19 protein-coding genes and 1 pseudogene are annotated in these 21,100 nt (G+C 61.2%); 17 read left to right on the top strand and 3 right to left on the bottom strand.

Going from position 1 to position 21,100, the window contains the following annotated elements; all coding sequences use genetic code 11:
- The first annotated feature begins 11 nt into the window (after positions 1-11).
- From QTA57_RS17045 to QTA57_RS17070, 6 genes are all read left to right on the top strand, one after another.
- The gene (locus QTA57_RS17045; RefSeq protein WP_290152715.1) at positions 12-536 is read left to right on the top strand and encodes a DUF6446 family protein; all 525 of its coding nucleotides are present in this window, start codon (positions 12-14) and stop codon (positions 534-536) included.
- Positions 529-2,784 carry a glycine--tRNA ligase subunit beta gene (gene glyS / locus QTA57_RS17050; protein ID WP_290152717.1) on the top strand — a complete coding sequence of 752 codons (2,256 nt, stop codon included), beginning with the start codon at positions 529-531 and terminating at the stop codon, positions 2,782-2,784. Before QTA57_RS17045 ends, glyS begins: the two co-directional genes overlap by 8 nt.
- Positions 2,785-2,916: 132 nt before the next feature.
- Complete coding sequence (locus tag QTA57_RS17055) at positions 2,917-5,439, top strand: putative PEP-binding protein (RefSeq protein ID WP_290152719.1); 2,523 nt, start codon at positions 2,917-2,919, stop codon at positions 5,437-5,439.
- Between the two features lie 189 nt (positions 5,440-5,628).
- Positions 5,629-5,874: a hypothetical protein gene (locus tag QTA57_RS17060; protein ID WP_290152720.1), complete on the top strand. Its 246-nt coding sequence runs from the start codon at positions 5,629-5,631 to the stop codon at positions 5,872-5,874.
- Positions 5,846-6,304 carry a cell wall hydrolase gene (locus tag QTA57_RS17065; protein WP_290152722.1) on the top strand — a complete coding sequence of 153 codons (459 nt, stop codon included), beginning with the start codon at positions 5,846-5,848 and terminating at the stop codon, positions 6,302-6,304. Before QTA57_RS17060 ends, QTA57_RS17065 begins: the two co-directional genes overlap by 29 nt.
- A gap of 99 nt (positions 6,305-6,403) precedes the next feature.
- Positions 6,404-7,330: a dihydroneopterin aldolase gene (locus QTA57_RS17070; RefSeq protein ID WP_290152723.1), complete on the top strand. Its 927-nt coding sequence runs from the start codon at positions 6,404-6,406 to the stop codon at positions 7,328-7,330.
- On the opposite strand, the gene QTA57_RS17075 is transcribed toward QTA57_RS17070, so the two are convergent.
- On the bottom strand, positions 7,316-7,843 hold the full coding sequence (locus QTA57_RS17075) for a GNAT family N-acetyltransferase (protein WP_290152725.1): 528 nt from the start codon (positions 7,841-7,843) through the stop codon (positions 7,316-7,318). The genes QTA57_RS17070 and QTA57_RS17075 overlap by 15 nt on opposite strands.
- A gap of 338 nt (positions 7,844-8,181) precedes the next feature.
- Here QTA57_RS17075 and folP point away from each other — a divergent pair, with 338 nt between their 5' ends.
- Positions 8,182-8,991, top strand: a complete 810-nt coding sequence (folP, locus tag QTA57_RS17080) for a dihydropteroate synthase (protein WP_330696731.1) — start codon at positions 8,182-8,184, stop codon at positions 8,989-8,991.
- Positions 8,988-10,331: a phosphoglucosamine mutase gene (gene glmM, locus QTA57_RS17085; protein WP_290152730.1), complete on the top strand. Its 1,344-nt coding sequence runs from the start codon at positions 8,988-8,990 to the stop codon at positions 10,329-10,331. Before folP ends, glmM begins: the two co-directional genes overlap by 4 nt.
- An 84-nt stretch (positions 10,332-10,415) precedes the next feature.
- Here glmM and msrB read toward each other — a convergent pair whose 3' ends face one another.
- Positions 10,416-10,889, bottom strand: a complete 474-nt coding sequence (gene msrB, locus QTA57_RS17090) for a peptide-methionine (R)-S-oxide reductase MsrB (protein WP_290152731.1) — start codon at positions 10,887-10,889, stop codon at positions 10,416-10,418.
- Between the two features lie 175 nt (positions 10,890-11,064).
- On the opposite strand from msrB, the gene cobS reads away from it, so the two are divergent.
- Together cobS and QTA57_RS18690 are read left to right on the top strand one after the other, a co-directional pair.
- Positions 11,065-12,036 carry a cobaltochelatase subunit CobS gene (gene cobS / locus QTA57_RS17095; RefSeq protein ID WP_145210482.1) on the top strand — a complete coding sequence of 324 codons (972 nt, stop codon included), beginning with the start codon at positions 11,065-11,067 and terminating at the stop codon, positions 12,034-12,036.
- Between the two features lie 191 nt (positions 12,037-12,227).
- Positions 12,228-12,743, top strand: a pseudogene (locus tag QTA57_RS18690) (radical SAM protein); the annotation flags it as partial.
- Here QTA57_RS18690 and QTA57_RS17100 read toward each other — a convergent pair.
- Positions 12,656-12,991, bottom strand: coding sequence for a hypothetical protein (locus QTA57_RS17100; RefSeq protein WP_290152734.1), 336 nt, complete (start codon positions 12,989-12,991; stop codon positions 12,656-12,658). The pseudogene QTA57_RS18690 and the gene QTA57_RS17100 sit on opposite strands and share 88 nt — an antisense overlap.
- Before the next feature lie 18 nt (positions 12,992-13,009).
- Between QTA57_RS17100 and QTA57_RS17105 the strand changes: the two genes are divergently transcribed.
- From QTA57_RS17105 to QTA57_RS17135, 7 genes are all read left to right on the top strand, one after another.
- Complete coding sequence (locus QTA57_RS17105; RefSeq protein ID WP_290152736.1) at positions 13,010-13,678, top strand: SPASM domain-containing protein; 669 nt, start codon at positions 13,010-13,012, stop codon at positions 13,676-13,678.
- Between the two features lie 577 nt (positions 13,679-14,255).
- The gene (locus QTA57_RS17110; RefSeq protein ID WP_290152738.1) at positions 14,256-14,948 is read left to right on the top strand and encodes an aspartate/glutamate racemase family protein; all 693 of its coding nucleotides are present in this window, start codon (positions 14,256-14,258) and stop codon (positions 14,946-14,948) included.
- A gap of 26 nt (positions 14,949-14,974) precedes the next feature.
- The gene (locus QTA57_RS17115; protein WP_330696732.1) at positions 14,975-15,916 is read left to right on the top strand and encodes a threonine/serine dehydratase; all 942 of its coding nucleotides are present in this window, start codon (positions 14,975-14,977) and stop codon (positions 15,914-15,916) included.
- 154 nt (positions 15,917-16,070) lie between these two features.
- Entirely contained in the window at positions 16,071-16,484 is a 414-nt protein-coding gene (locus tag QTA57_RS17120) for a hypothetical protein (RefSeq protein ID WP_171558236.1), read from the top strand.
- A 66-nt stretch (positions 16,485-16,550) separates the two neighbouring features.
- Entirely contained in the window at positions 16,551-17,207 is a 657-nt protein-coding gene (locus QTA57_RS17125) for a hypothetical protein (RefSeq protein ID WP_290152741.1), read from the top strand.
- Positions 17,208-17,390: 183 nt separating this feature from the next.
- Positions 17,391-19,268 (top strand): cobaltochelatase subunit CobT, encoded by a 1,878-nt coding sequence (cobT, locus tag QTA57_RS17130; RefSeq protein ID WP_290152743.1) that lies wholly within the window; start codon positions 17,391-17,393, stop codon positions 19,266-19,268.
- A complete protein-coding gene (locus QTA57_RS17135) occupies positions 19,268-21,067 on the top strand; it encodes an aminopeptidase P family protein (protein ID WP_290152746.1) in 1,800 nt (599 codons plus the stop codon). The genes cobT and QTA57_RS17135 overlap by 1 nt, the downstream gene beginning before the upstream one ends.
- Positions 21,068-21,100: the final 33 nt, after the last annotated feature.

Raw genomic sequence — 21,100 nt, forward strand, 5'->3', positions numbered from 1 at the left:
ACGGAAAAATCATGGCCTCCCTCATCGTTCTCTCGACGGCAGTTTTTGGCGCCGCGCTGTGGTGGTTCCAAACCCGCGCCTATTACGAGCCGGTTTTGGCGGATGCGCCTGCGGCCGAGATTCGGCTAACAGGGTTTTCCGGCGTGGTTGAGCCGCTTTTGATCGAGGATTTCGAGGGGATTGATGCCGAGAGCTCGCCGCTTCGGTTTCGCGCCTGTTTCACGACACCGATCAGCTTGGCGACGCTGACGGAGAGCTTTGAACCCTACGAAGATGCCGCGCCGCTCGTGGCACCCGGTTGGTTCGACTGCTTCGATGCCGCTGAAATCGGGGCGGCGTTGGAAGACGGCTCCGCCCTTGCCTTTTTGGGTGAGGCCAACACCCCTTACGGAATTGACCAGATTGTGGCGGTGACAGGCGACGGGCGTGGCTACGCCTGGCCGCAGATCAACGCCTGTGGCGAGGCCGCCTTTGCCGGTGACCCGCTGCCCCCGGGCTGCCCGCCCGCGCCTGAGAGGACTGAGACTGATGCCTGACCTGTTGTTGGAGCTGTTTTCCGAAGAAATCCCCGCCCGGATGCAACGCCGCGCGGCGGAAGACTTGAAAAAGCTGGTGACTGACGGCTTGGTCGAGGCTGGCCTGACCTATGCCAGCGCTGGCGCGTTTTCGACGCCGCGGCGATTGGCGCTGACCATCGAAGGGCTGCTTGACGCCTCCCCCATGCTGCAAGAAGTCCGGCGCGGCCCCCGGGCCGATGCGCCGGAAAAGGCGCTGGACGGGTTCTTGCGCTCCACTGGGCTGAGCAAAGCGCAGCTTGAATTGCGGGAAGAAAAGAAGGGCAGCTTCTACTTCGCCACAATCGAAAAACCAGGGCGCCCAGCGGCAGAGATCATTGCCGAGGTCATCCCGCAGGTCATCCGCAATTTCCCTTGGCCGAAATCCATGCGGTGGGGCAACGGGCCGCTCAGATGGGTCCGCCCCCTGCATTCGATCCTCTGCATCTTGAGCGCGGAGGACGGGTCCGAGACTGTCGCATTCGACGTCGACGGCATCGCCTCTGGCAACACCACTAAAGGCCATCGCTTTATGGCGCCGGGGGCATTCGCGGTGAACGCCTTTGCCGATTATGAAGCGAAGCTGAAGCAGGCCAAGGTCATCCTCTCGGCCGAGGAACGCGCCGAGCATATCTGGCACGACGCGACCAATATGGCGTTTGCAGCCGGGTTGGAAGTGGTCGAGGACCCCGGGCTTCTGGCCGAGGTCGCGGGGCTGGTGGAATGGCCCGTCGTGCTGATGGGGCAAATCGGCGCGGATTTCCTCGATCTGCCGCCTGAGGTGCTGCAGACCTCGATGAAGGAACATCAGAAATTCTTCTCTGTCCGGAACCCGAAGACCGGGCGGATCGAGCGGTTTATCACGGTCGCGAACCGGGAAACGGCGGATCAGGGCAAGACGATCCTCGCGGGCAACGAGAAGGTTCTGGCAGCCCGGCTTTCGGATGCGAAGTTCTTCTGGGAGAACGATTTGCGCGTCGCGCGCGGAGGCATGCAGCCCTGGCTCGACCAGCTTGGCAATGTCACCTTCCATGCCGAACTTGGCACGCAAGCCGCCCGGATCGACCGGATCGCCGCCCTGGCGCGAGAAATCGCCCCGGTGGTTGGGGCCGAGGCGGATCAGGCCGAACAAGCTGCGCGCATCGCCAAGGCCGATTTAAGCACCGCAATGGTCTATGAGTTACCGGAGCTTCAAGGTCTTATGGGCCGGTATTATGCCGAGGCCGCGGGCTTCTCCGCTGAGATCGCCGCCGTGGCCGAAGATCACTACGCGCCCCTTGGACCGTCCGACGATCTGCCTGAGGCACCGCTTTCGGTTGCTGTCGCGCTGGCCGATAAGATCGACACGCTCACCGGGTTCTGGGTGATCGACGAAAAACCCACAGGCTCAAAAGATCCGTTCGCGCTCCGCCGTGCGGCATTGGGCATCATTCGGATCGTGCTCGGCGGGGATCGCCGGATCAATCTGGACCGGTTCATCGACAGCCAGATCCTGAAACATAAAATCGCGATCAACCGCAGCGGGGCCAAGGAAGCCGAAATCGCAGCGCTGGAAGATGTTCTGCAAGCGATCGCTGCTCATGGCGTGTTTGGCGCGGCCTTCGAAGCGGTCATGAATGTCATCCGCGACAATGGCAAAGACGAGCCTGAGACCGGCGAGGGTTCGCTCCTGCGCACCGTTGGTGATCTGGTGCCCGATATCTCGACGGACCTCCTGGCATTCTTCCATGACCGGCTGAAAGTGCATCTCCGCGACGAAGGCATCCGCCACGATGTCATCGACGCGTGCTTGGCGATGCCTGGCCATGACGATCTCACCCTCATCGTGATGCGCGCCCGCGCCCTCGCCGCGTTCTTGGAGAGCGACGAGGGTGGCAATCTGTTGCAAGGCTACAAACGCGCCGCCAATATCTTGAGCCAAGCCGAGGCGGCCGATGGCGTCGAGTACCGCTATGGCGCGGACGTGAAATACGCCGAAACGGACGAAGAATGCGCCCTTTTTGCCGCTCTCGACCAAGCTGAACAGGCCATCGCGCCCGCGCTAGACGCCGAAGATTTCGCAACAGCCATGACCGAAATGGCACATCTCAGAGGGCCGATTGACGGCTTCTTTGACGCGGTTCAGGTGAATGCTGAGAACCAAGTCTTGCGCCGTAACAGGCTGAATTTGCTGCACCAAATCGTCGAAATCTGCACCCAAGTGGCCGATCTGTCGCATATCGAAGGGTAGCGGCATCACGTTCCGAGATAGGTTGGGGCACAAATCCTTATCGGCCCTTAATCAGCTGTTCGCGATGAAAAGCTAGACAGAGTCGGCGCGGGTTGTATCTTATGCTGCACCTGCAAAGGACGTGCCCACCTTATGTTGACGACCCCAGATTTCACCGAGATCACGCCGACGGCGGATATCAAAGCCACGCGTCATGGCAGCCGGGCGAAATGCCTGCAGCGCCTGGTGCGGCTTGATTTGCCGGTGCCGTTGTCGGTGGCGTTGCCCTTTGACACGGTGCGGTCGATTGCCAAAGGCAAGCTTCCGAACATGCAGGCCTTGATGGGCGTCTTTGGCGACGGCGCGTTGGTTTCGGTGCGGTCGTCGAGCCAAGCTGCCGATTGGGGCGGGCCGGGCACAGTGTTGAATATCGGGATGAATGATGCGGTGGCGGCGCGTCTGGCCGAGACCCATGGCCAAGATGCCGCCGACGCGCTTTATCTGAGTTTTATCAAAGCCTACGCCGTCGACGTTTTGCGGCTGGATGAAGACATCTTCGACGAACCGATCACCCCGCGCTTGGCCAAATCCTATTTCGAGGACGAAACCGAAGAGCCGTTCCCGCAAGATCCAGGCGTGCAACTCACGGAAGTGTTGCGCTCCATGGCGCGGGCTTGGGAAGGCACGACCGCACGGTTGCTAAGGCAGGCGCAAGGCGCGCCTGCAGATGCGGGCTTGGGGCTCGTGGTGCAGCAAATGGCGCTAGGCATTGGTCAAGGAATCAGCGGCTCGGGTGTGATGCAATTTGTTTCGGCGCAGACCGGCAAGCCGCAAGTGACGGGACGCTATCTGCCACAAGGCCAGGGCCGCGCAGCGCTTGATGAGCAAAATGCGCAGTTTGTTGAAAGCGATGCGCGGGGCCCGGCGCTGGAAGATGCTTGCCCCAAGCCTGTGGCGGCCCTTAGGGAAGCTGGCGCATTGATCCGCACGCGGTTGCGCGAAGAGTTGCAGATTGAGTTTACCCTGATGAATGGTGAGCTGTTCATCCTGGATGCAGTCCGCTGCCCGCGCTCCGGTCAGGCGGAGGTCGCAATTGCCGTGGCGCTGGCTGAAGATGGGGTGATCTCAAAAAGTGAGGCAATGCTGCGCATCCCGCCATTCACCTTGAACCAACTCTTGCACCGCCAAGTAAACCCGAAGGCGCCACGCGATATGCTGACACGGGGCATTGCCGCCGCGCCTGGAGCGGCGACCGGCAAGATCGTCTTCACCTCCGAGGCCGCGCAAGCCGCCGCCGCGCAAGGCGACGCCTGTATCCTGGTGCGGCGCGACACCTCCCCTGAGGATATCCGTGGCATGCATGCGGCCCAAGCGATCCTGACAGAGCGCGGCGGGATGACCAGCCACGCGGCGGTGATCGCGCGCGGGCTCGGCTTACCCTGTGTCTCGGGCGCCACGCGGTTGCAGCTGAACAGCCGTAAGAAAACACTGACCGTACCCGGGCGGAAAGTCTTCCACGAGGGCGATGTCATCACCGTTGACGGCTCATCCGGCGAGGTTCTAGCGGGGACCGCCGAGATGATCGAACCCGCGCTTGGCGGCGCCTTTGCAACGCTGATGAAATGGGCCGATGAGGCCCGTGATATCGGGATTCGCGCCAATGCCGATACGCGCGAGGATGCCGAGGCTGCGCAACGCTTTGGAGTCGATGGGATCGGCCTTTGCCGCACGGAACATATGTTCTTTGATCCGATCCGCCTGACCGTCATGCGCGAGATGATCTTTGCCGAAGAGCCGGGCGACCGCACCGCCGCGCTTGATCGGCTTTTACCGATGCAGCGCAAGGACTTCACCGAGCTTTTTAAACTCATGCAGGGGCAGCCCGTATGCATCCGTCTGTTCGACCCGCCATTGCACGAGTTCCTTCCGACCGAGCGTGACGGCATCCGGGCGATGGCCGAGGCGATGGATATGTCCGTCAGCCGGGTCGCATCGCGGATTGAAAGCATGCAGGAGTTCAACCCGATGCTTGGCATGCGGGGCGTTCGTTTGGGGATCACCGTGCCTGAAATCTACGACATGCAGGCGCGCGCCATTTTTGAGGCCACCATTGCGGCTAGCGACGGCGGAGCACCTGTTGTGCCCGAGATCATGATCCCGCTGGTCAGCGCCCGCCGCGAGGTGGAGTTGGTCAAAGCCCGGGTTGATGCGGTTGCCGCGGCAGTGCGTGCCGAGACAGGTGTCGCATTCGACTATCGGCTTGGGGTCATGGTCGAGACACCGCGTGCAGCGCTGCGCGCTGGTGAAATCGCGGAAAGCTCCGCCTTTTTATCGTTTGGCACCAACGACTTGACCCAAATGACCTATGGGCTCAGCCGTGACGACGCCGGTCGGTTCATGTCGGCCTATGTCCACCAAGGTGTGTTCCCGGAGGATCCGTTCCAACGGCTCGATACCGATGGTGTCGGCGAACTGCTCTTGCTTGGCGCCGAACGCGGGCGCGCCGCGCGGCCGGAACTGGTCTTATCGCTCTGCGGCGAGCATGGCGGACACCCTGACTCAATTGCCTTCTCACGGACAGCCGGGTTCGACTATGTGTCCTGTTCACCATTCCGTGTGCCGGTCGCCAAGCTTGCGGCGGCACAATTATCGGTCCAGGACAAAGAATTGCCCTAATTAACGCGTAGTTATGAGGCGAGGCTAATGATTCCCTAAAGGGAACAGCGCTACCTATTGGGGGGCGCATACAGGACACTCACAAAACTGAGGGTCGGGTTTACGATTTTGGGTCCTACCTCTATGAGGCGGGGCTGAATTTGCTGGAAGCTATGCAGGTGGGGCACTGGAGCCCCCGAAAGTGGATCGATGGTGGGAAAACAGGCAATTGCCGCAGCAGCGGCGGGCGTTATGCTGTGGGCCGGGGCCGCAATGGCCGATGTGACGGCAAGCTCTTCAACCGACCCAACCGCAGGGATCAACATTCGGCTCTCCTCCTTAATGGGTGAAGAACATGCCGCGTTGGGCGCGGTGAGCGCAGATCGCACGCCGGATTGGCGCGCCCTTTACTGCGCGCGATTATGGCGTGCGCAATGGCCAGGGCGCGATCTATGATGCCGCCACGCTTGATGCGATGCCGCGCGCCCGGGGTGGCCGTGATCTGCAATGCCTCACCGAGGCGCTCTATTTCGAAGCCCGTGGCGAAAGCATCCGTGGCCAATACGCCGTGGCTGAAGTGATCCTCAACCGGGTCGACAACGCCAATTACCCCAATTCGGTTTGTGCCGTGGTCAACCAAGGGACGGGTCAGCGCTATGCCTGCCAGTTCACCTATACCTGCGATGGCCGCCCGGAACGGGTGACCGAGACCACAGTGCATCGCCGCCTGGGCCAAATCGCCCGGATCATGCTGGATGGCGGCCCGCGCAACCTGACGCAAGGCGCCACGCATTATCATACCACGGCGGTTAATCCTCGTTGGGCGCGCGTCTATCCTCGCACCGCACGGATCGGCACTCACATCTTCTATCGTCAGGCCTACTGATCTATCTGGTCGTTTTGACGCGCTTTGCCGCCGCCTTTGAGGCGGGCCATGACGCTCTCGCTTTGTTAGATTGGCCCATGCTGCAGCCGGAGCGTGATCATGACTGACGAAACCCGCCTCGCCTTTGCCCACCCCTCGGAGCGCGCTAAAGCGACCGCCCCCGAGGGTCCGCTCGACCGGATTAGTCTCAGCGATCATGAGCGCGAGGTGGAAATCGGCGCGTTCCAGGCCGAACGCGGCACCACGCAGCGTGTCCGCTTTAATGTGGTGGTCGAGGTGCGCTCAGAGGCCGACCCGGACGCTGACGATGTGGACCGGATCCTGTCCTATGACACGATTGTCGAGGCAATTGATATCGAACTGGCCGCCGAACGGCTGAATCTGCTGGAGACCCTCGCCGCGCGCATCGCGGAGCGGATCCTGGCGCACCCGCTGGCCGCGCGCTGTTTTGTTCGGATTGAGAAGCTTGACCGGGGGCCCTTTGCCCTAGGTGTCGAGATTGTTCGTAGCGCGCCGGAGAAGCCGAAGCTGCGGCTTCTGACCGAGGAAATGCCGCACCCGCTGATCGTGTTTCTCTCAAACACCGCGATATCCCGGGCCGATCTGGCGGCACTTTTGGATCGTTTGGAAAGCAGCGGCGCGCCGGTGATCGTGTGCGTTGGCGCCGCCGACCTGCCCCGCCCTCAGGCGGCCCATGGCATGCCACAACGACGGATCGAACTTCTGGCCATTGAACAAAACGCTTGGGTCCTTGCCGCCCGCGATGATCGCTGTGTCGTTGTCGATAGCCGGACTGAGCTCGACTGGGCGATGAAGCAGGGACAGATCAGCGTCTGGGCCCCGTCGAAACTGGTCTTGGATGCTGTCGAAGGCCCCGCCACCCATATCCTGGATGGCGAAAGCTTGGCGCTCTGGCTCGCCGAAAGCTTTGAAGCCGAACGACTGGTGCTTCTGGGAGGTGATATGCCCGAAGATGCCGCCTTGCCGGTACAAAGCTGGCCCGCTGAGGCGCTACCGGAGCTTTAGGCGCAACTCGGTCATCGGGGCGCCGCTCACCATATGTTCGGCGGCATGGATGAACCCGGCCTTCTCCAAGACCCTGGTCGAGGCCGTATTGGCGGGGCGGACAAGGCCATAGACCTCCTGGGCCTTCAGGGACAGCGCGGCATAATCCAGCGCGCCACGAACAAACTCGCTGGCCAGCCCCTGCCCCCATAGATCGGGCAAAAGATGATAGCTGAGATTAATTCCGCGATACTGGAATTTCAGGCTGAGGCCGCCCAGACCGACCGTCCGACCGGCATGGACCAAGGCCCATCTGCCAAAGCCATGTTGCTTCCAATGGGCCAAATCCTCACCGAGGCGCGTGGCACTGCGCGCGGCATCAAATGGCGTCGGATCAGGGCGATACGCCACCAGTTCCTGCCGCGAAAACAGATCCGCATAGAACGGCGCATCCGACGCCTCAACCGGGCGGCAGGTCAAGCGCGCGGTGCGAAAGATCGGGTCCAATTCGGTGGTGCGCAGAACAACAGTCATACGATATTCTGCCCATGGGCCAGCGGCGGGGGCAACCTGTTTGCGCCAGCGCTGCGCCGCGGCAAGCAAAGCTTTGCCACTTGCGATACGGCCGTCGCGGGTCTAGGCCCGGCATTATGACGCGCTATTTCAGACCGATTCCGCTGTGCGACCCGGCACGTATCCCGGGGGCTAGAGGCCTCGCCGGAGGCTGGTGCCATTTCACGCAGGTGGAGGTGTTGTCTCGCGATGACGCATCTCGGGTCGTACCGATAGAGGCCGTGCCGTCGGAGGTCATGGCCCGGCTGACAGGGCCCCGTGCAGCTATCAGCGGACTGTCTCTCGACCAGCCGCGAATCATGGGGATTTTGAACCTCACCCCCGATAGCTTTTCCGATGGTGGCCGGTTCAACGCGCCGGATGCGGCACTGCAGCGCGTTCATGAGATGTTGGATAATGGAACCGACATACTCGATATCGGCGGCGAATCGACCCGCCCCGGCGCGGCGGAAGTCTCTGTCGAAGAGGAGATTACGCGGACTGTCCCCGTGATCGACGCCATTCGCACCAGCGGGTTGCAGGTTCCGATCAGCATCGACACCCGTAAGGCCCCGGTGGCAACGGCCGCTCTGGCTGCGGGTGCGCAGGTTGTGAACGACATATCGGGGCTGCAGTTTGACCCCGGCTTGGCGCAGGTCGCGGCGGATACCGGCGCGCCAATGATCCTGATGCACTCCCAAGGCCTGCCCGAGACGATGCAAGACGATCCGCGGTATGACCATGTCCTTCTCGATGTGTATGACGCGCTGGAAACCGCCATTCAACAGGCCGAAGCAGCAGGCATGCAACGCGACCAGATCATGGTCGATCCCGGTATCGGATTCGGCAAACGCGACCCGCATAACCTGGCGCTTCTCAGCCGGGTCAGCCTGTTTCATGCCTTGGGGTGCCCGATCCTCTTGGGCGTCTCCCGCAAAGGCATGATTGGTCGTTTGGCGGGGGTCGAGCCGCCCGAGGCGCGCGGCCCCGCCTCGGCGGCAGTTGGCCTATGGGCGATCAGCCAGGGGATACAGATGCTGCGCGTTCATGATATAGAGGTGCACAGGCAAATGATTTCGCTGTGGTCAGCCGCAAGCGGAACGGGCAGTGAAGGAGAGACCGGGGCATGACGCGCAAGCTGTTTGGCACCGATGGGGTGCGAGGCCGGGCCAATGAATTCCCAATGACCGCCGAGTTGGCGCTGCGCTTGGGCGCGGCGGCGGGGCGGTATTTCCGCACGGACGGCAGTCGGGCGCACCGGGTGGTGATCGGCAAAGACACGCGGCTCTCAGGTTATATGATTGAGACGGCATTGACGGCGGGCTTCACGTCCACCGGGATGAATGTGCTGTTGCTCGGTCCGGTGCCAACGCCGGCAGTCGGGCTTCTGACACCCTCGATGCGCGCGGATGTCGGCGTGATGATTTCCGCGTCGCACAACCCGGCAACCGACAATGGCATTAAGCTCTTTGGCCCCGATGGGTTCAAACTGAGCGATGAGGCCGAGGCCGAGATCGAAGCGCTTGTCGCCTCGGATATTCAACCGGCGCAAGCGCAGAATATTGGCCGCGCCAAACGGATTGATGATGGCCGGTTCCGCTATGTCGAACGGGTGAAAAGCACGTTTCCGGCAGGGTTGCGGCTCGACGGGCTGAAAGTCGTCGTGGATTGCGCCAATGGCGCGGCTTATCGGGCGGCGCCCGAGGTGCTGTGGGAACTTGGCGCCGAGGTGATCGCAATCGGGGTGAACCCGGATGGGTTCAACATCAACGATGGGGTTGGGTCCACCGCGCCGCAGGCGGCGATGGCGAAGATCAAAGAGACCGGGGCCGATCTCGGCATTTGTCTTGATGGTGACGCCGATCGGGTGATGCTGATCGATGAGACAGGCACTCTGGCCGATGGCGATCAGATCATGGCGCTTTTCGCCAATCGGTGGGCCGCCGAAGGCCGCCTGAAGGGCCAAACTTTGGCTGCGACGGTGATGTCCAATCTGGGGTTGGAGCGGTTCCTTGCCGAGCGCTCGATTGACCTGCACCGCACGCCAGTGGGCGACCGCTATGTGGTTGAGGCGATGCGAACCCATGGGCTGAACCTGGGCGGCGAGCAATCCGGCCATATCGTGATGACGGATTACGCAACGACGGGCGATGGATTGATTGCCGGTCTGCAATTCCTGGCTGAGATGGTGCGCACCGGCCAGCCCGCCAGCACCCTGGCGCGGAGCTTCGAGACGGTGCCGCAACTTCTCAAGAATGTGCGCTATCAGACCGGGCAAGTGCCTTTGGACACGCCTTCCGTCCAAGCCGCCATCGCCGCTGGTGAGGCCAAGCTCAATGGCCATGGGCGGCTCTTGATCCGGAAATCCGGCACCGAACCCCTGATCCGGGTGATGGCCGAGGCGGAAGATGAAGCGCTTATGGTATCGGTGGTCGATGAGATCGTCGGCGCGGTCGAAGCGGCGATCTGACCCGCGCCTCTTGTCCGTGGCAACGCGGGCCAAGGATGGCCCCAACGGGGCCTGACGCGGCCCGCCGCCCCGGTCGATCAGCCGTCAGGCTGGGCGAAACACCAAGGACACGCCATTCAAACAATGCCGCAGCCCCGTCGGTTGCGGCCCATCGCCGAAAATATGCCCCAGATGCGAGCCGCAGCGGCGGCAATGGCACTCAGTCCGCACCCGCAGCAATCGACGGTCCTCCATTGTCCCGATCGCATTCGGCAGCACATCCCAGAAACTCGGCCAACCCGTCCCGCTGTCATATTTGTGGCGCGAGTGATAGAGGCGCAGATCGCAGCCCCGGCAGTGGAACCGGCCTCGGCGATGCTCGTCGTCGAGCGGGCTTGACCCGGAGCGCTCCGTGCCGCCCTGACGCATCACCCGATACTGCAAATCGGTCAACATCGCGCGCCATTCCGCATCGGTGCGTTCCACTTCGAACGGTCCCGGCGCAATGGCCGCCCATGACGGCTGTCCCAAAAATACCGACGCTGAGACCGCACCGCCTAGAAATACCCGTCGATCCATATCACGCCTCCCAATTGGAACCACGACCACTCTAGCACAGGATACCAAGCGCCAAGTCACGATGCGGTGAGAAACCGCGCCGCAAAGCACCGGCCTGCCCTTGCAGCCCCTTGGAAATTGTTGCACCACATCTCAGTCGAACCGGACGTAAGAAAACAGATAGGGCGGATGCGCGATGAGCAGTGATCAAAAACCCACCGAAGAGATTTCCGTCCGCGAAACCTTTGGCATCGACAGCGATATGAAGGTCAAAGCCTTCGCCGAGGCCACCGACCGTGTGCCCGCGTTGGACACGACCTATAAATTCGACCCCGACACGACTTTGGCCATCCTGGCGGGCTTCAGCCATAATCGCCGGGTGATGATCCAGGGCTATCACGGCACCGGTAAATCGACCCATATCGAACAGGTCGCCGCGCGCCTGAACTGGCCCGCCGTCCGCGTCAATCTCGACAGCCATATCAGCCGGATCGACCTGATCGGCAAAGACGCGATCAAGCTCCGGGACGGCAAGCAGGTGACCGAGTTCCACGAAGGCATCCTGCCTTGGGCGCTCCGCAACCCTGTCGCCATCGTCTTCGACGAATATGATGCGGGCCGCGCCGATGTGATGTTCGTCATCCAGCGGGTGCTGGAGCATGACGGCAAGCTGACGCTGCTCGACCAAAACGAGATCATCACGCCGCACCCGTCCTTCCGCCTCTTTGCGACCGCGAACACGGTCGGCTTGGGCGACACAACGGGCCTTTATCATGGCGTGCAGCAGATCAACCAAGCGCAGATGGACCGTTGGTCCCTCGTCGCAACGTTGAATTACCTGTCCCATGACGCGGAGACCGCCATCGTTCTGGCGAAAAACCCGCTCTACAACACCGAGCATGGCCGCAAGCAAATCGCGCAGATGGTCACCGTCGCCGATCTGACCCGGACCGCCTTTATGAATGGTGAGCTATCGACAGTCATGTCGCCACGGACCGTGATCAATTGGGCCGAAAATGCCGCGATCTTCCGTAATATCGGGTATGCCTTCCGCCTGACCTTCCTCAACAAATGTGATGAGTTGGAACGCCAGACTGTGGCGGAATTCTATCAGCGCTGCTTTGACGAGGAACTGCCGGAAAGCGCCGTCTCGATGAGCATGGGATAATCCAATCAGGACCTGAGACGGCCTGCCGCACTCGCAGGACGCTCAAACGATACATCGGCCGGTCCTGGGCAAAAATCCGCTCAACGAAGAGCGCTTGACCTCACGTTAACTTTTTGCGTTGGGAAGCGTGATATCCGGACTCCATCGAAGCGCATATTTAGTTCTGCCTTTTCTTCCAATGGAGGGCGAATATGCTGCGCCATGAATCCTATCCAAATTATATTGTCGCCGATGCGGGAGTGGTCTCAATCCTTGATTGCGATACATTATCTCTCGCAACCGGAGCCAGCCAATCTCAACAAGATGCACTCAACGCAATTCGAGGCATAGATCCTACCGTCAGACATAAGGTCGATTTACACGCCGGTGCAGATACATTCTTTCCGGTCGCCGTCGATAGACCGTCCGATGATGATATCCGGCTCAGAGCACGGCAGTCTTCATTTGCGCCCTTCATTCTGGGACAACGATCATATCTCAACCGCTTAACAATAAACATTGCGAACAGTTGCAATCTTTGGTGTTCTTATTGCTATGCCGATCACGGGCATTATCATGATACAAAACACCTGATGAAGCCGGATCGCGCCCTGCGGATCTTTGAGCAAACATCCAGGCTCTATGACGGTATCGGCAATATCCATTTCTTCGGCGGCGAGCCGCTATTGAATCCCAAGACCATCGATGCCGTCTGCATCGCGGCGAAGGCCCGTTTCCCAGATATCGGCTTTGCAGTCACCACAAACGGGACGCTCGCAACGCCGGAAATCTCGATGTCCTCGCCCGACACAGCATCGCGCTCACCATCAGTATCGATGGCCCGGCCCCGGTCCATGATGCACAGCGCCCGACCGTCTCTGGCGACGGCAGCCATGCAAAAATTTGCCAATCCGTCGAGCTGTTTACCCAACGCGGCATCGAATGGAGCATTGAGTGCACCTTCAATAAGGCGCATCTGGAGGCCGACGTCTCGGTGTCTGACCTGCTCCGGTATTTCGACGCCGAGTTTAACGAACCCGTGCCGCATATTGCCTGGTCCTATGTGCCGCTCAAGGACCTCGTCGCCGATGACGGCTACACCAAAAACGGCGTCTTCCGTGACGATCTGGAAGAGCAGCAACAAAGCTTCATCTCGGTTGATCAACTGATCACTCAGTTCCGAGATGCCGCCCGGCTTTCGATGCAAAACATTGCGGTCGGCAGCGGTGGCGCTCTTTCCTTTGTTCAGGATACACTGACCTCATTGCAACTGCGCCGCAAATCTGACGCCTATTGTCCCGCTTTCTCCAGCCAAATCTCTATTGGCTCGAATGGCGATATCTATCCATGTTTCATGTTCTTTGGTGACCCAAGAATGTGCATCGGCAATATCGACCGGGCCAATATTGATGTTCCACGGGCACAGGAAATTTGGAGGAAATACAGTAGGGAATTCTCTGATAGTGCAACCGGCACGCAGCGTTGGTTTCGAAACCTTGGATTTGGCTGTATTGCTGGAGATTACATTTCAACAGGTACATTTTCGAATAGACTTTATTACGACATACAAGAAGCAATTGTCGAAGAAGTTCTTCTCGGCATTGCTCAATTCGAGGCAAACCGAATGGCGAAGACCGATTCCGGCAGCTTAAAAGCAACCTAATAGAGGAAATCGATATGCCACATGAGAAGATAGCTCGCGCGATTATCCGCGAGGTTCCCGTGATGTCCATTGGCGAATTGCTCAAAGGGCTAGACGACCCCACCACCCCCTGGCCGCCGGCAATGGCTGCGGCAATGGGTGCGGTGGGAATTGCCGGGCCCCGGTCGGGCTCTCGTTTGACCAGTTCGGACATGCCGAGATCTCGGAAGATGAACTGCTCAAGGCCTCGAAGGATGCCGCCGGTCTGCGCGACGCATTGAAAGCGCAGATCGCCAGCAGCTTCTAACGGCGGTCCGGCACCGGCGGCAGGGGCTGCCTCCTTCGAGCGACTCGAGCGCTTCGATGGCCGAAGGTTTACGCCCGGATGAGACTGATCCGGAACGTGCTAGGCAGAACAAATCGCCATTTTGCGATACTTCCCTGTCGCCGGGCTCAAACCCCGTCACCCGAAGCGGGTGACATTGAACCGCTGCGCGCCCCGGCAGCACCAGCCAAAATCTTGAACATCACCAATCCTGATTTGACGAACAGACCTTCGCATTGATGAAATGCACCGACCTCAACAGGAGCATGCTCAATGCATATCGGCTTGATAGGCGGCATCGGCCCGGCCGCGACACTTGTCTATTACGAACGGCTCGCTGCTCGAATGCGCACCCTGGACAGCCGGTTGGAGCTCACCATCGTCCAAGCGGACGTCCACGACCTGATCCGGAACAACAACGCCGATCAACGCCACGCCCAGGCGGAGATTTACCTCGACCTTCTCAACCGTCTCAAAGCAGCAGGTGCCGATTGCGCGGCGATCACCTCTCTTGGCGGGCATTTCTGTTATGCCGAGACAGAGAAAATCTCCCCCTTACCTTTGATCAGCGCCATCACCCCGCTAGACGAGGCCTTCGCAAATGAGGGCCTGAAGACCGTCGGCCTGCTCGGCACGGAGGTTGTCATGCGCACCGGCCTTTACGGTCAGATGGCCAAAACCCGCACCGTCGCACCCGCATGTGACTTGGTGGAGCTTGGCAAAGTTTATCAAGATGTCGCGGTATCCGGCATTTGCACCGAGGCACAGCGCACGCGGTTCTTTGAGGAAGGTCGCCGGATGATCGACGATCAAGGCGCCGAGGCGATCGTTATGGCTGGCACCGATCTTGGCCTCGCGTTTGACGGCTACGACCCTGGCTACCGCGTCATTGATGCGCTCGACATACATGTAGTCCTGCTCGCCCGCTTGGCTGCCGATCACCTGACGCTTGGGCAGATCACTTGATTGACCGCAAGCCAAGGACATGGAACATGTTTTCCATGTTAGATCCGAGCCAAATCACCGCCGCCGCGACGCGCATTGCCCCACATATTCGCCACACGCCCATGATCGGCATCGAACCTGGCGCGCTTGGCCTGGAGTATCCGATTCAGTTCAAGCTGGAACACACGCAGGTCACCGGCTCCTTCAAGGTGCGCGGCGCGTTCAACAACCTGCTCAGCCGTGAGGTGCCTGAGGCCGGTGTGGTTGCAGCATCAGGCGGCAATCACGGCGCGGCAGTGGCTTATGCCGCCACGAAACTTGGCCACAAATCGAAAATCTTTGTCCCAAAAGCGATTGCTAAGGAGGAAAAACTCCGCCGCATGCGCGCCTTCGGTGGTGAGGTGATCCTAACCGACGGATCCGTTGCGGATTGCATGACACAATATGCCGACCATGCGGCCGAAACCGGCGCGCTTGCGGTTCATCCTTATGACACGGCCCCAACGCTCGCAGGTCAGGGCACCGTCGCCAAGGAAATTGAAGAGCAACTGGACGGTCTCGACACGATCATGGTTGCCGTCGGCGGCGGCGGTTTGATTGGCGGTATCGCGGCCTGGTTTGGCGAGCGTGTGAATGTCGTATCGGTCGAGACGGAGGGGACAAATACGCTCGCTCGGTCTCAGAAAGAGGGTCCGGATATCGATGTCTCCGCCTCGGGCATATCGGCGGGCTCATTGGGCGGTCCGGCGCTCGGTGCCCTGCCCTATGAGATTGTCATGGAGCGGGTCAAAGACACGATCGTATTGCCCGACGCCGAGGTCTACACCGCCGCACGCCGCCTCTGGGAAGCGACGCGGCTCACCGGAGAACCCGGAGCCGCAACCGCGCTGGCGGCGCTCACATCCGGCGCCTACACGCCGGCTCCGGATGAGCGCGTCGCCGTCTTGCTCTGCGGCGGCAATGCGGAGGTGGATTGGTTCACCGGCTAGCCAAGCCGCCATTCCCCGATCAAGACAAATTGCATATCTGCGGGAATTCGTGATTTTGCCGATGTTTGAAGCTTTGCTACCCTTCTGATTAGGCCCCGCAATGGGTCCAATCCTGCCGCAACGAGCAGGTGTCACGACTGGAAAGGGTAATACGATGCGCGCAAGACGCCTTTGCGCCGCCATTGGTTTGGCGGCATCACTACCCCTATCAACAACCGCCGCGCCGATTCATTGGCCCGCTGATGGAACAGGAGAGGCCGGTGTTGCCTTTCACTGCGCCGCCGTCATGACGGCCTTCGGTCAAGCTTATGAATTCGCGACCGAATTGACCGGCTCCGAGAATGCCCCGCGGTTCCAAACGCCCACAAGATTGGTTGATCTTGCAGGCGGCCCGGACCGATTGGGTGAGATCGCCGAGGCCGCAAGCGCTTGGCGCGACAATTGGGAAAGTCTGGGGCGAACCAGTTTCTATCCCCGGCTGACCGAATCCGGCACGCCTTACCTGGCCGATGATGGGCTTGAACTGCAAAGCGCGGTGAGCCGCTGCGCCGCGCATTTCGAACTCTAGGCACCGATACCGCGCGCCTTGAAAAGACCTCTTGCCTTGCAACAGGTCGCTCTTCAAGTTGCGCCCATGGCACCGATCCGTTTGCTCTTCGCCGCCCTTTTTCTGCCCTTGCCAGTTTGGGCAGACGGCCTTTCCGCGCCGGAGGCAGCGCTGTTGCCGCGCATCATTGATCACGGATGTTTCGACATTCGCAGCGATCTGAATGGCTGCGAATCCGTGATCCTTTTGACCTCGGAGACGGACCCGGATGCCGCGGATCTCGTGATCTACCCCGACAGGCGGACCGGTGACGCCACCGGCCCGTTGCTGCTGGCGCGTGCCGTCGCCTTCAACGGCAGCATGTGGGGCACGTCGCCCTCTCTCGCGCAGGCCGATAACGGCTCGTTATTGGTGCATTCTGAGCAATCCGGTATCGGCCGCGCGCCCTGGTTCCAAACGCTGACCATCGCCTGGCGTGACGATGCGTTTGTTGTCGCAGGGTTCAGCTACGCAACCTATGACCGGCTCACTGCTCGCGATTTCCACTGCGATCTCAACATCCTCACTGGCGACTACACACATGAGCTCAGAATTCCAGAACCCGGAGGTGACGGCGACCGCGATGAGGTCATCGCCGATCAAGGTCGCGGTCCCGGCGCGCATATTCCGCTCACAGACTGGGATGTCTTCGGCCCCTTGCCCGCCCCGTGCAATACCGCGATCCGCCGGTTCTACGCCGAATAGCACACATCAAGCATAAACCCCCTGATCGCGCCACAGCGCCCCCAGGGCTTGGCAACCGACCAACAGCGCCCCAGATCCGCGGCAGCATGGCCGAGCGAGGCCTCCCGAAGGGCGGGCCGAGCCCGGGTATTCTCCCCTCACCGCATCTTGCCACCGCCCGCGATCTGGCCCATCTTCGCGCCCATGAGCAAGCCACCCGCCGACAACCCCACCGAACCGTTCAAAAAGGCCCTAGCCGAGGCCACACGCGTTCTGGCCGATGACCCCGAATTGTCGGTGAGCTATTCCGTCGACCCGCCCGGCGCGACCAATGACAGTGTCCGCCTGCCGCAGATCAGCCGGCGGATGACGCGCGATGAAGTCCTGCTGGCCCGCGGCACGGCCGACGCCCTGGCGCTTCGGCACAAATACCACAACCAGGCCACCGCCAACCGCTATGCGCCACAGGGGCAGATGGCCCGCGACCTGATGGAGGCGATGGAAACCGCGCGCTGTGAGGCGATTGGCGCCCGCGAGATGCCCGGCACGGCCACCAATATCGACGCGAAAATCGGCTCTGAGGCCCGCCGCAAAGGTTATGGCGAAATCCGTCAGGCTTCGGAGGCGCCGCTTGCGACGGCCGCCGGTTATCTGATCCGCCATTTGGCCACGGGCCGCGATCTTCCGCCGGAAGCGGCCAATGTGATGGAACTCTGGCGTGGCTTCATCGAAGATCGCTGCGCAGAGACACTCGATAATCTCGATGGCACCCTCGCCGATCAACAGGCTTTCGCCCGGCTCGCTCGGCAATTGATCGATGATCTCGGCTATGGCGACCAACTCGGCGACGACCCTGACGAGACCGACCCGGAAGGCGAAGACGAAGCCAGTTCCGAAGAGGAAGAGCAGCCCGATTCCACCGGCGACGCGGATGATGACGACGAGCAAGACAGCGAAGCCGCGCCAGAGCGCAGCCAGGAAGAGCAGCAGGACGCCTCTCAAGCCCAGGTCGAAATGGACGACACCGGCGAGATGGAAGAGGCCGAAGAGCAGGAATTGCCCGATGGTGAGGCCCCGCTTGAGCCGCCCCCACCCGCGCCGCATTCCGAGGCCGACCCAGATTATACCGTCTTCTCCACCGAGTATGATGAGGAAATCGCCGCCGAAGATCTCGCCGAGCCGCAGGAGCTGGAACGCCTCCGCGCCTATCTCGACCAGCAGCTTGAACCGCTGAAAGGCGCGGTCAGCCGTTTGGCCAACAAACTTCAGCGCCGCTTGCAGGCGCAACAGAACCGGTCTTGGGAGTTCGACCTCGAAGAAGGCACGCTAGACGCTGGCCGCCTGGCCCGCGTTGTCGCCAACCCCACCACGCCGCTCAGCTTCAAGATCGAGAAGGATACGGAGTTTCGCGATACGGTGGTGACGCTCCTGCTCGACAATTCCGGCTCGATGCGGGGCCGCCCGATTTCGATCGCCGCGATCTGCGCCGATGTTCTGTCCCGCACGCTGGAGCGCTGCGGCGTGAAGGTCGAAATCCTGGGCTTCACGACCCGCGCCTGGAAAGGGGGCCGCGCCCGCGAAGATTGGCTTGCCGCCGGTCGGGCGCAACAACCGGGCCGTCTGAACGATCTCAGGCACATCATCTATAAGAAGGCCGATGCACCGATGCGTCGGACCCGGGACAATCTGGGCCTGATGATGAAAGAAGGCCTGCTGAAAGAAAACATCGATGGCGAGGCGCTGGAATGGGCGCATCGGCGGATGATTGGACGGCCCGAGGCGCGGAAAATCCTGATGGTGATCTCGGATGGCGCGCCTGTCGACGATTCAACACTGTCCGTTAACCCCGCGAATTACCTGGAAAAACACCTGCGCGATGTGATCGCCATGGTGGAAAAACGTCGCGCAGTGGAACTCCTTGCCATTGGCATCGGTCACGATGTGACACGGTATTATGACCGCGCCGTGACCATCACCGATGTCGAGCAATTGGCCGGTGCGATGACCGAACAACTCGCCAGCCTCTTCGATGCGGACCCCCGGGCCCGGGCCCGCGTCATGGGGATGAAACGGGCCAGCTGATGTTTCAAAGCTTCACCGCCACCACCCGGCCCGATCAGGGCCCACCCCGCCTCGCCGCGCTTCGCGCGGAAATGCTGAAAGCCGAGGTTGATGGATTTCTGGTCCCACGCGCCGATGCGCATCAAGGTGAGTATGTTGCCGCACGGGACGAGCGCCTGCCTTGGCTGACAGGGTTCACCGGGTCCGCCGGGTTTTGCGCGGTGCTGCCGGAGATCGCTGGCGTTTTTGTCGATGGCCGCTACCGGCTGCAGGTCAAAACCCAAACGGATACGGATCACTTCACGCCGGTCGATTGGCCCGAAACCAAACTCGAAGACTGGCTGATCGCCGAGCTGCCGGGCGGCGGGACCATCGGCTATGATCCTTGGCTGCACACAACAGCCGAGATCACGCGGCTTGAGAAAGCCCTGGCACTGCATCAGATTACGCTGCGCCCAATAGACAACCTGATCGATGCCATCTGGGCGGATCAACCCGACCGTCCCGATGGCGCGGCCCTGGCCTATTCGGCGGAGCTCACGGGAAAGACATCTGGTGAGAAACGCGCCGAGATTGCCGCGCTCCTGCAAGAGGCCGGTGAGGCCGCTGCCGTTCTGACCCTGCCGGATTCCATTGCTTGGCTCCTAAACATTCGCGGCGCGGATTTGGCCCATCTGCCCGTCGTCCAGGCGTTCGCCGTGATTGATACCGGCGGGCATGTGACCCTCTTCTCCGACCGCACCAAATTTGCCGGTCTGGGTCCCGACCCCGACATCACACTCCGCGACTGGTCCGATTTCGAGGCAGATCTTGCGGCTCTGTCCGGCCCGGTGCGCGTTGACCGCGCCACTGCGCCACATCAGGTGCGCCAGGTGTTGGACGCAGCTAGCATTGAAGTCTCCGACGGTGCCGACCCCTGTCTCTTACCAAAGGCGCGCAAAACCGCCGCCGAAATCGCCGCGACAACACAGGCGCATTTGCGCGATGGCGCGGCGATGGCGCGGTTTTTGCATTGGTTCGACGAGACGGCCCCCGCGGGCGGATTGACAGAAATCGATTGCGCCAAAGCGCTGGAAGGCTTCCGGGCCGACACCGGCGCCCTCAAAGACATCAGCTTTGACACAATCTCCGGCGCCGGCCCGAATGGTGCGATTGTGCATTACCGGGTCACCGAAGAGACAAACGCGCCACTCCTGCCCGGTCAGCTTTTCCTGATCGATAGCGGCGCACAATACGAAGACGGGACCACTGACATCACCCGGACCTTGCCGGTGGGTGATGTCGGCCCCGAAGAGCGCACAGCCTTCACACAGGTCTTGCGCGGCATGATCGCGATCCATCTGGCGCGGTTTCCAAAGGGTCTCACCGGGCGCGATCTTGATCCGTTGGCCCGCGCGCCGCTTTGGGCGGCCGGACGCGACTATGATCACGGCACCGGCCATGGCGTCGGCGTCTATCTCAGCGTGCATGAAGGTCCGCAACGCCTCTCACGCGCCTCCGATGTCGCGCTGCAACCCGGCATGATCCTCTCCAATGAGCCAGGATACTACCGCGAGGGGGCCTTTGGCATTCGGATCGAGAACCTGGTGGTGGTGACCGAGGCGGAGACGCCGCAGGGCGGCGATGCACATCGTGAGATGTTCTGCTTCAACACCCTAACCTATGTGCCGATTGACCGCCGCCTGATCGACCGAGATCAGCTTTCGCCTCTGGAACTCGGCTGGCTCAACACCTATCATAAGGAAGTGGCCCGCCGGATCAGCCCGCTTCTTGAGGGACCGGTGGTCGAGTGGCTGGCGCGCGCGACCGCGCCCCTCTGACACATTACCGTTACAGGCCCAGGGCACATCCTG

Origin of the sequence: Fontisubflavum oceani (assembly GCF_030407165.1) — a bacterium.
GTDB classification, from domain to species: Bacteria; Pseudomonadota; Alphaproteobacteria; order Rhodobacterales; family Rhodobacteraceae; genus Rhodophyticola; species Rhodophyticola oceani.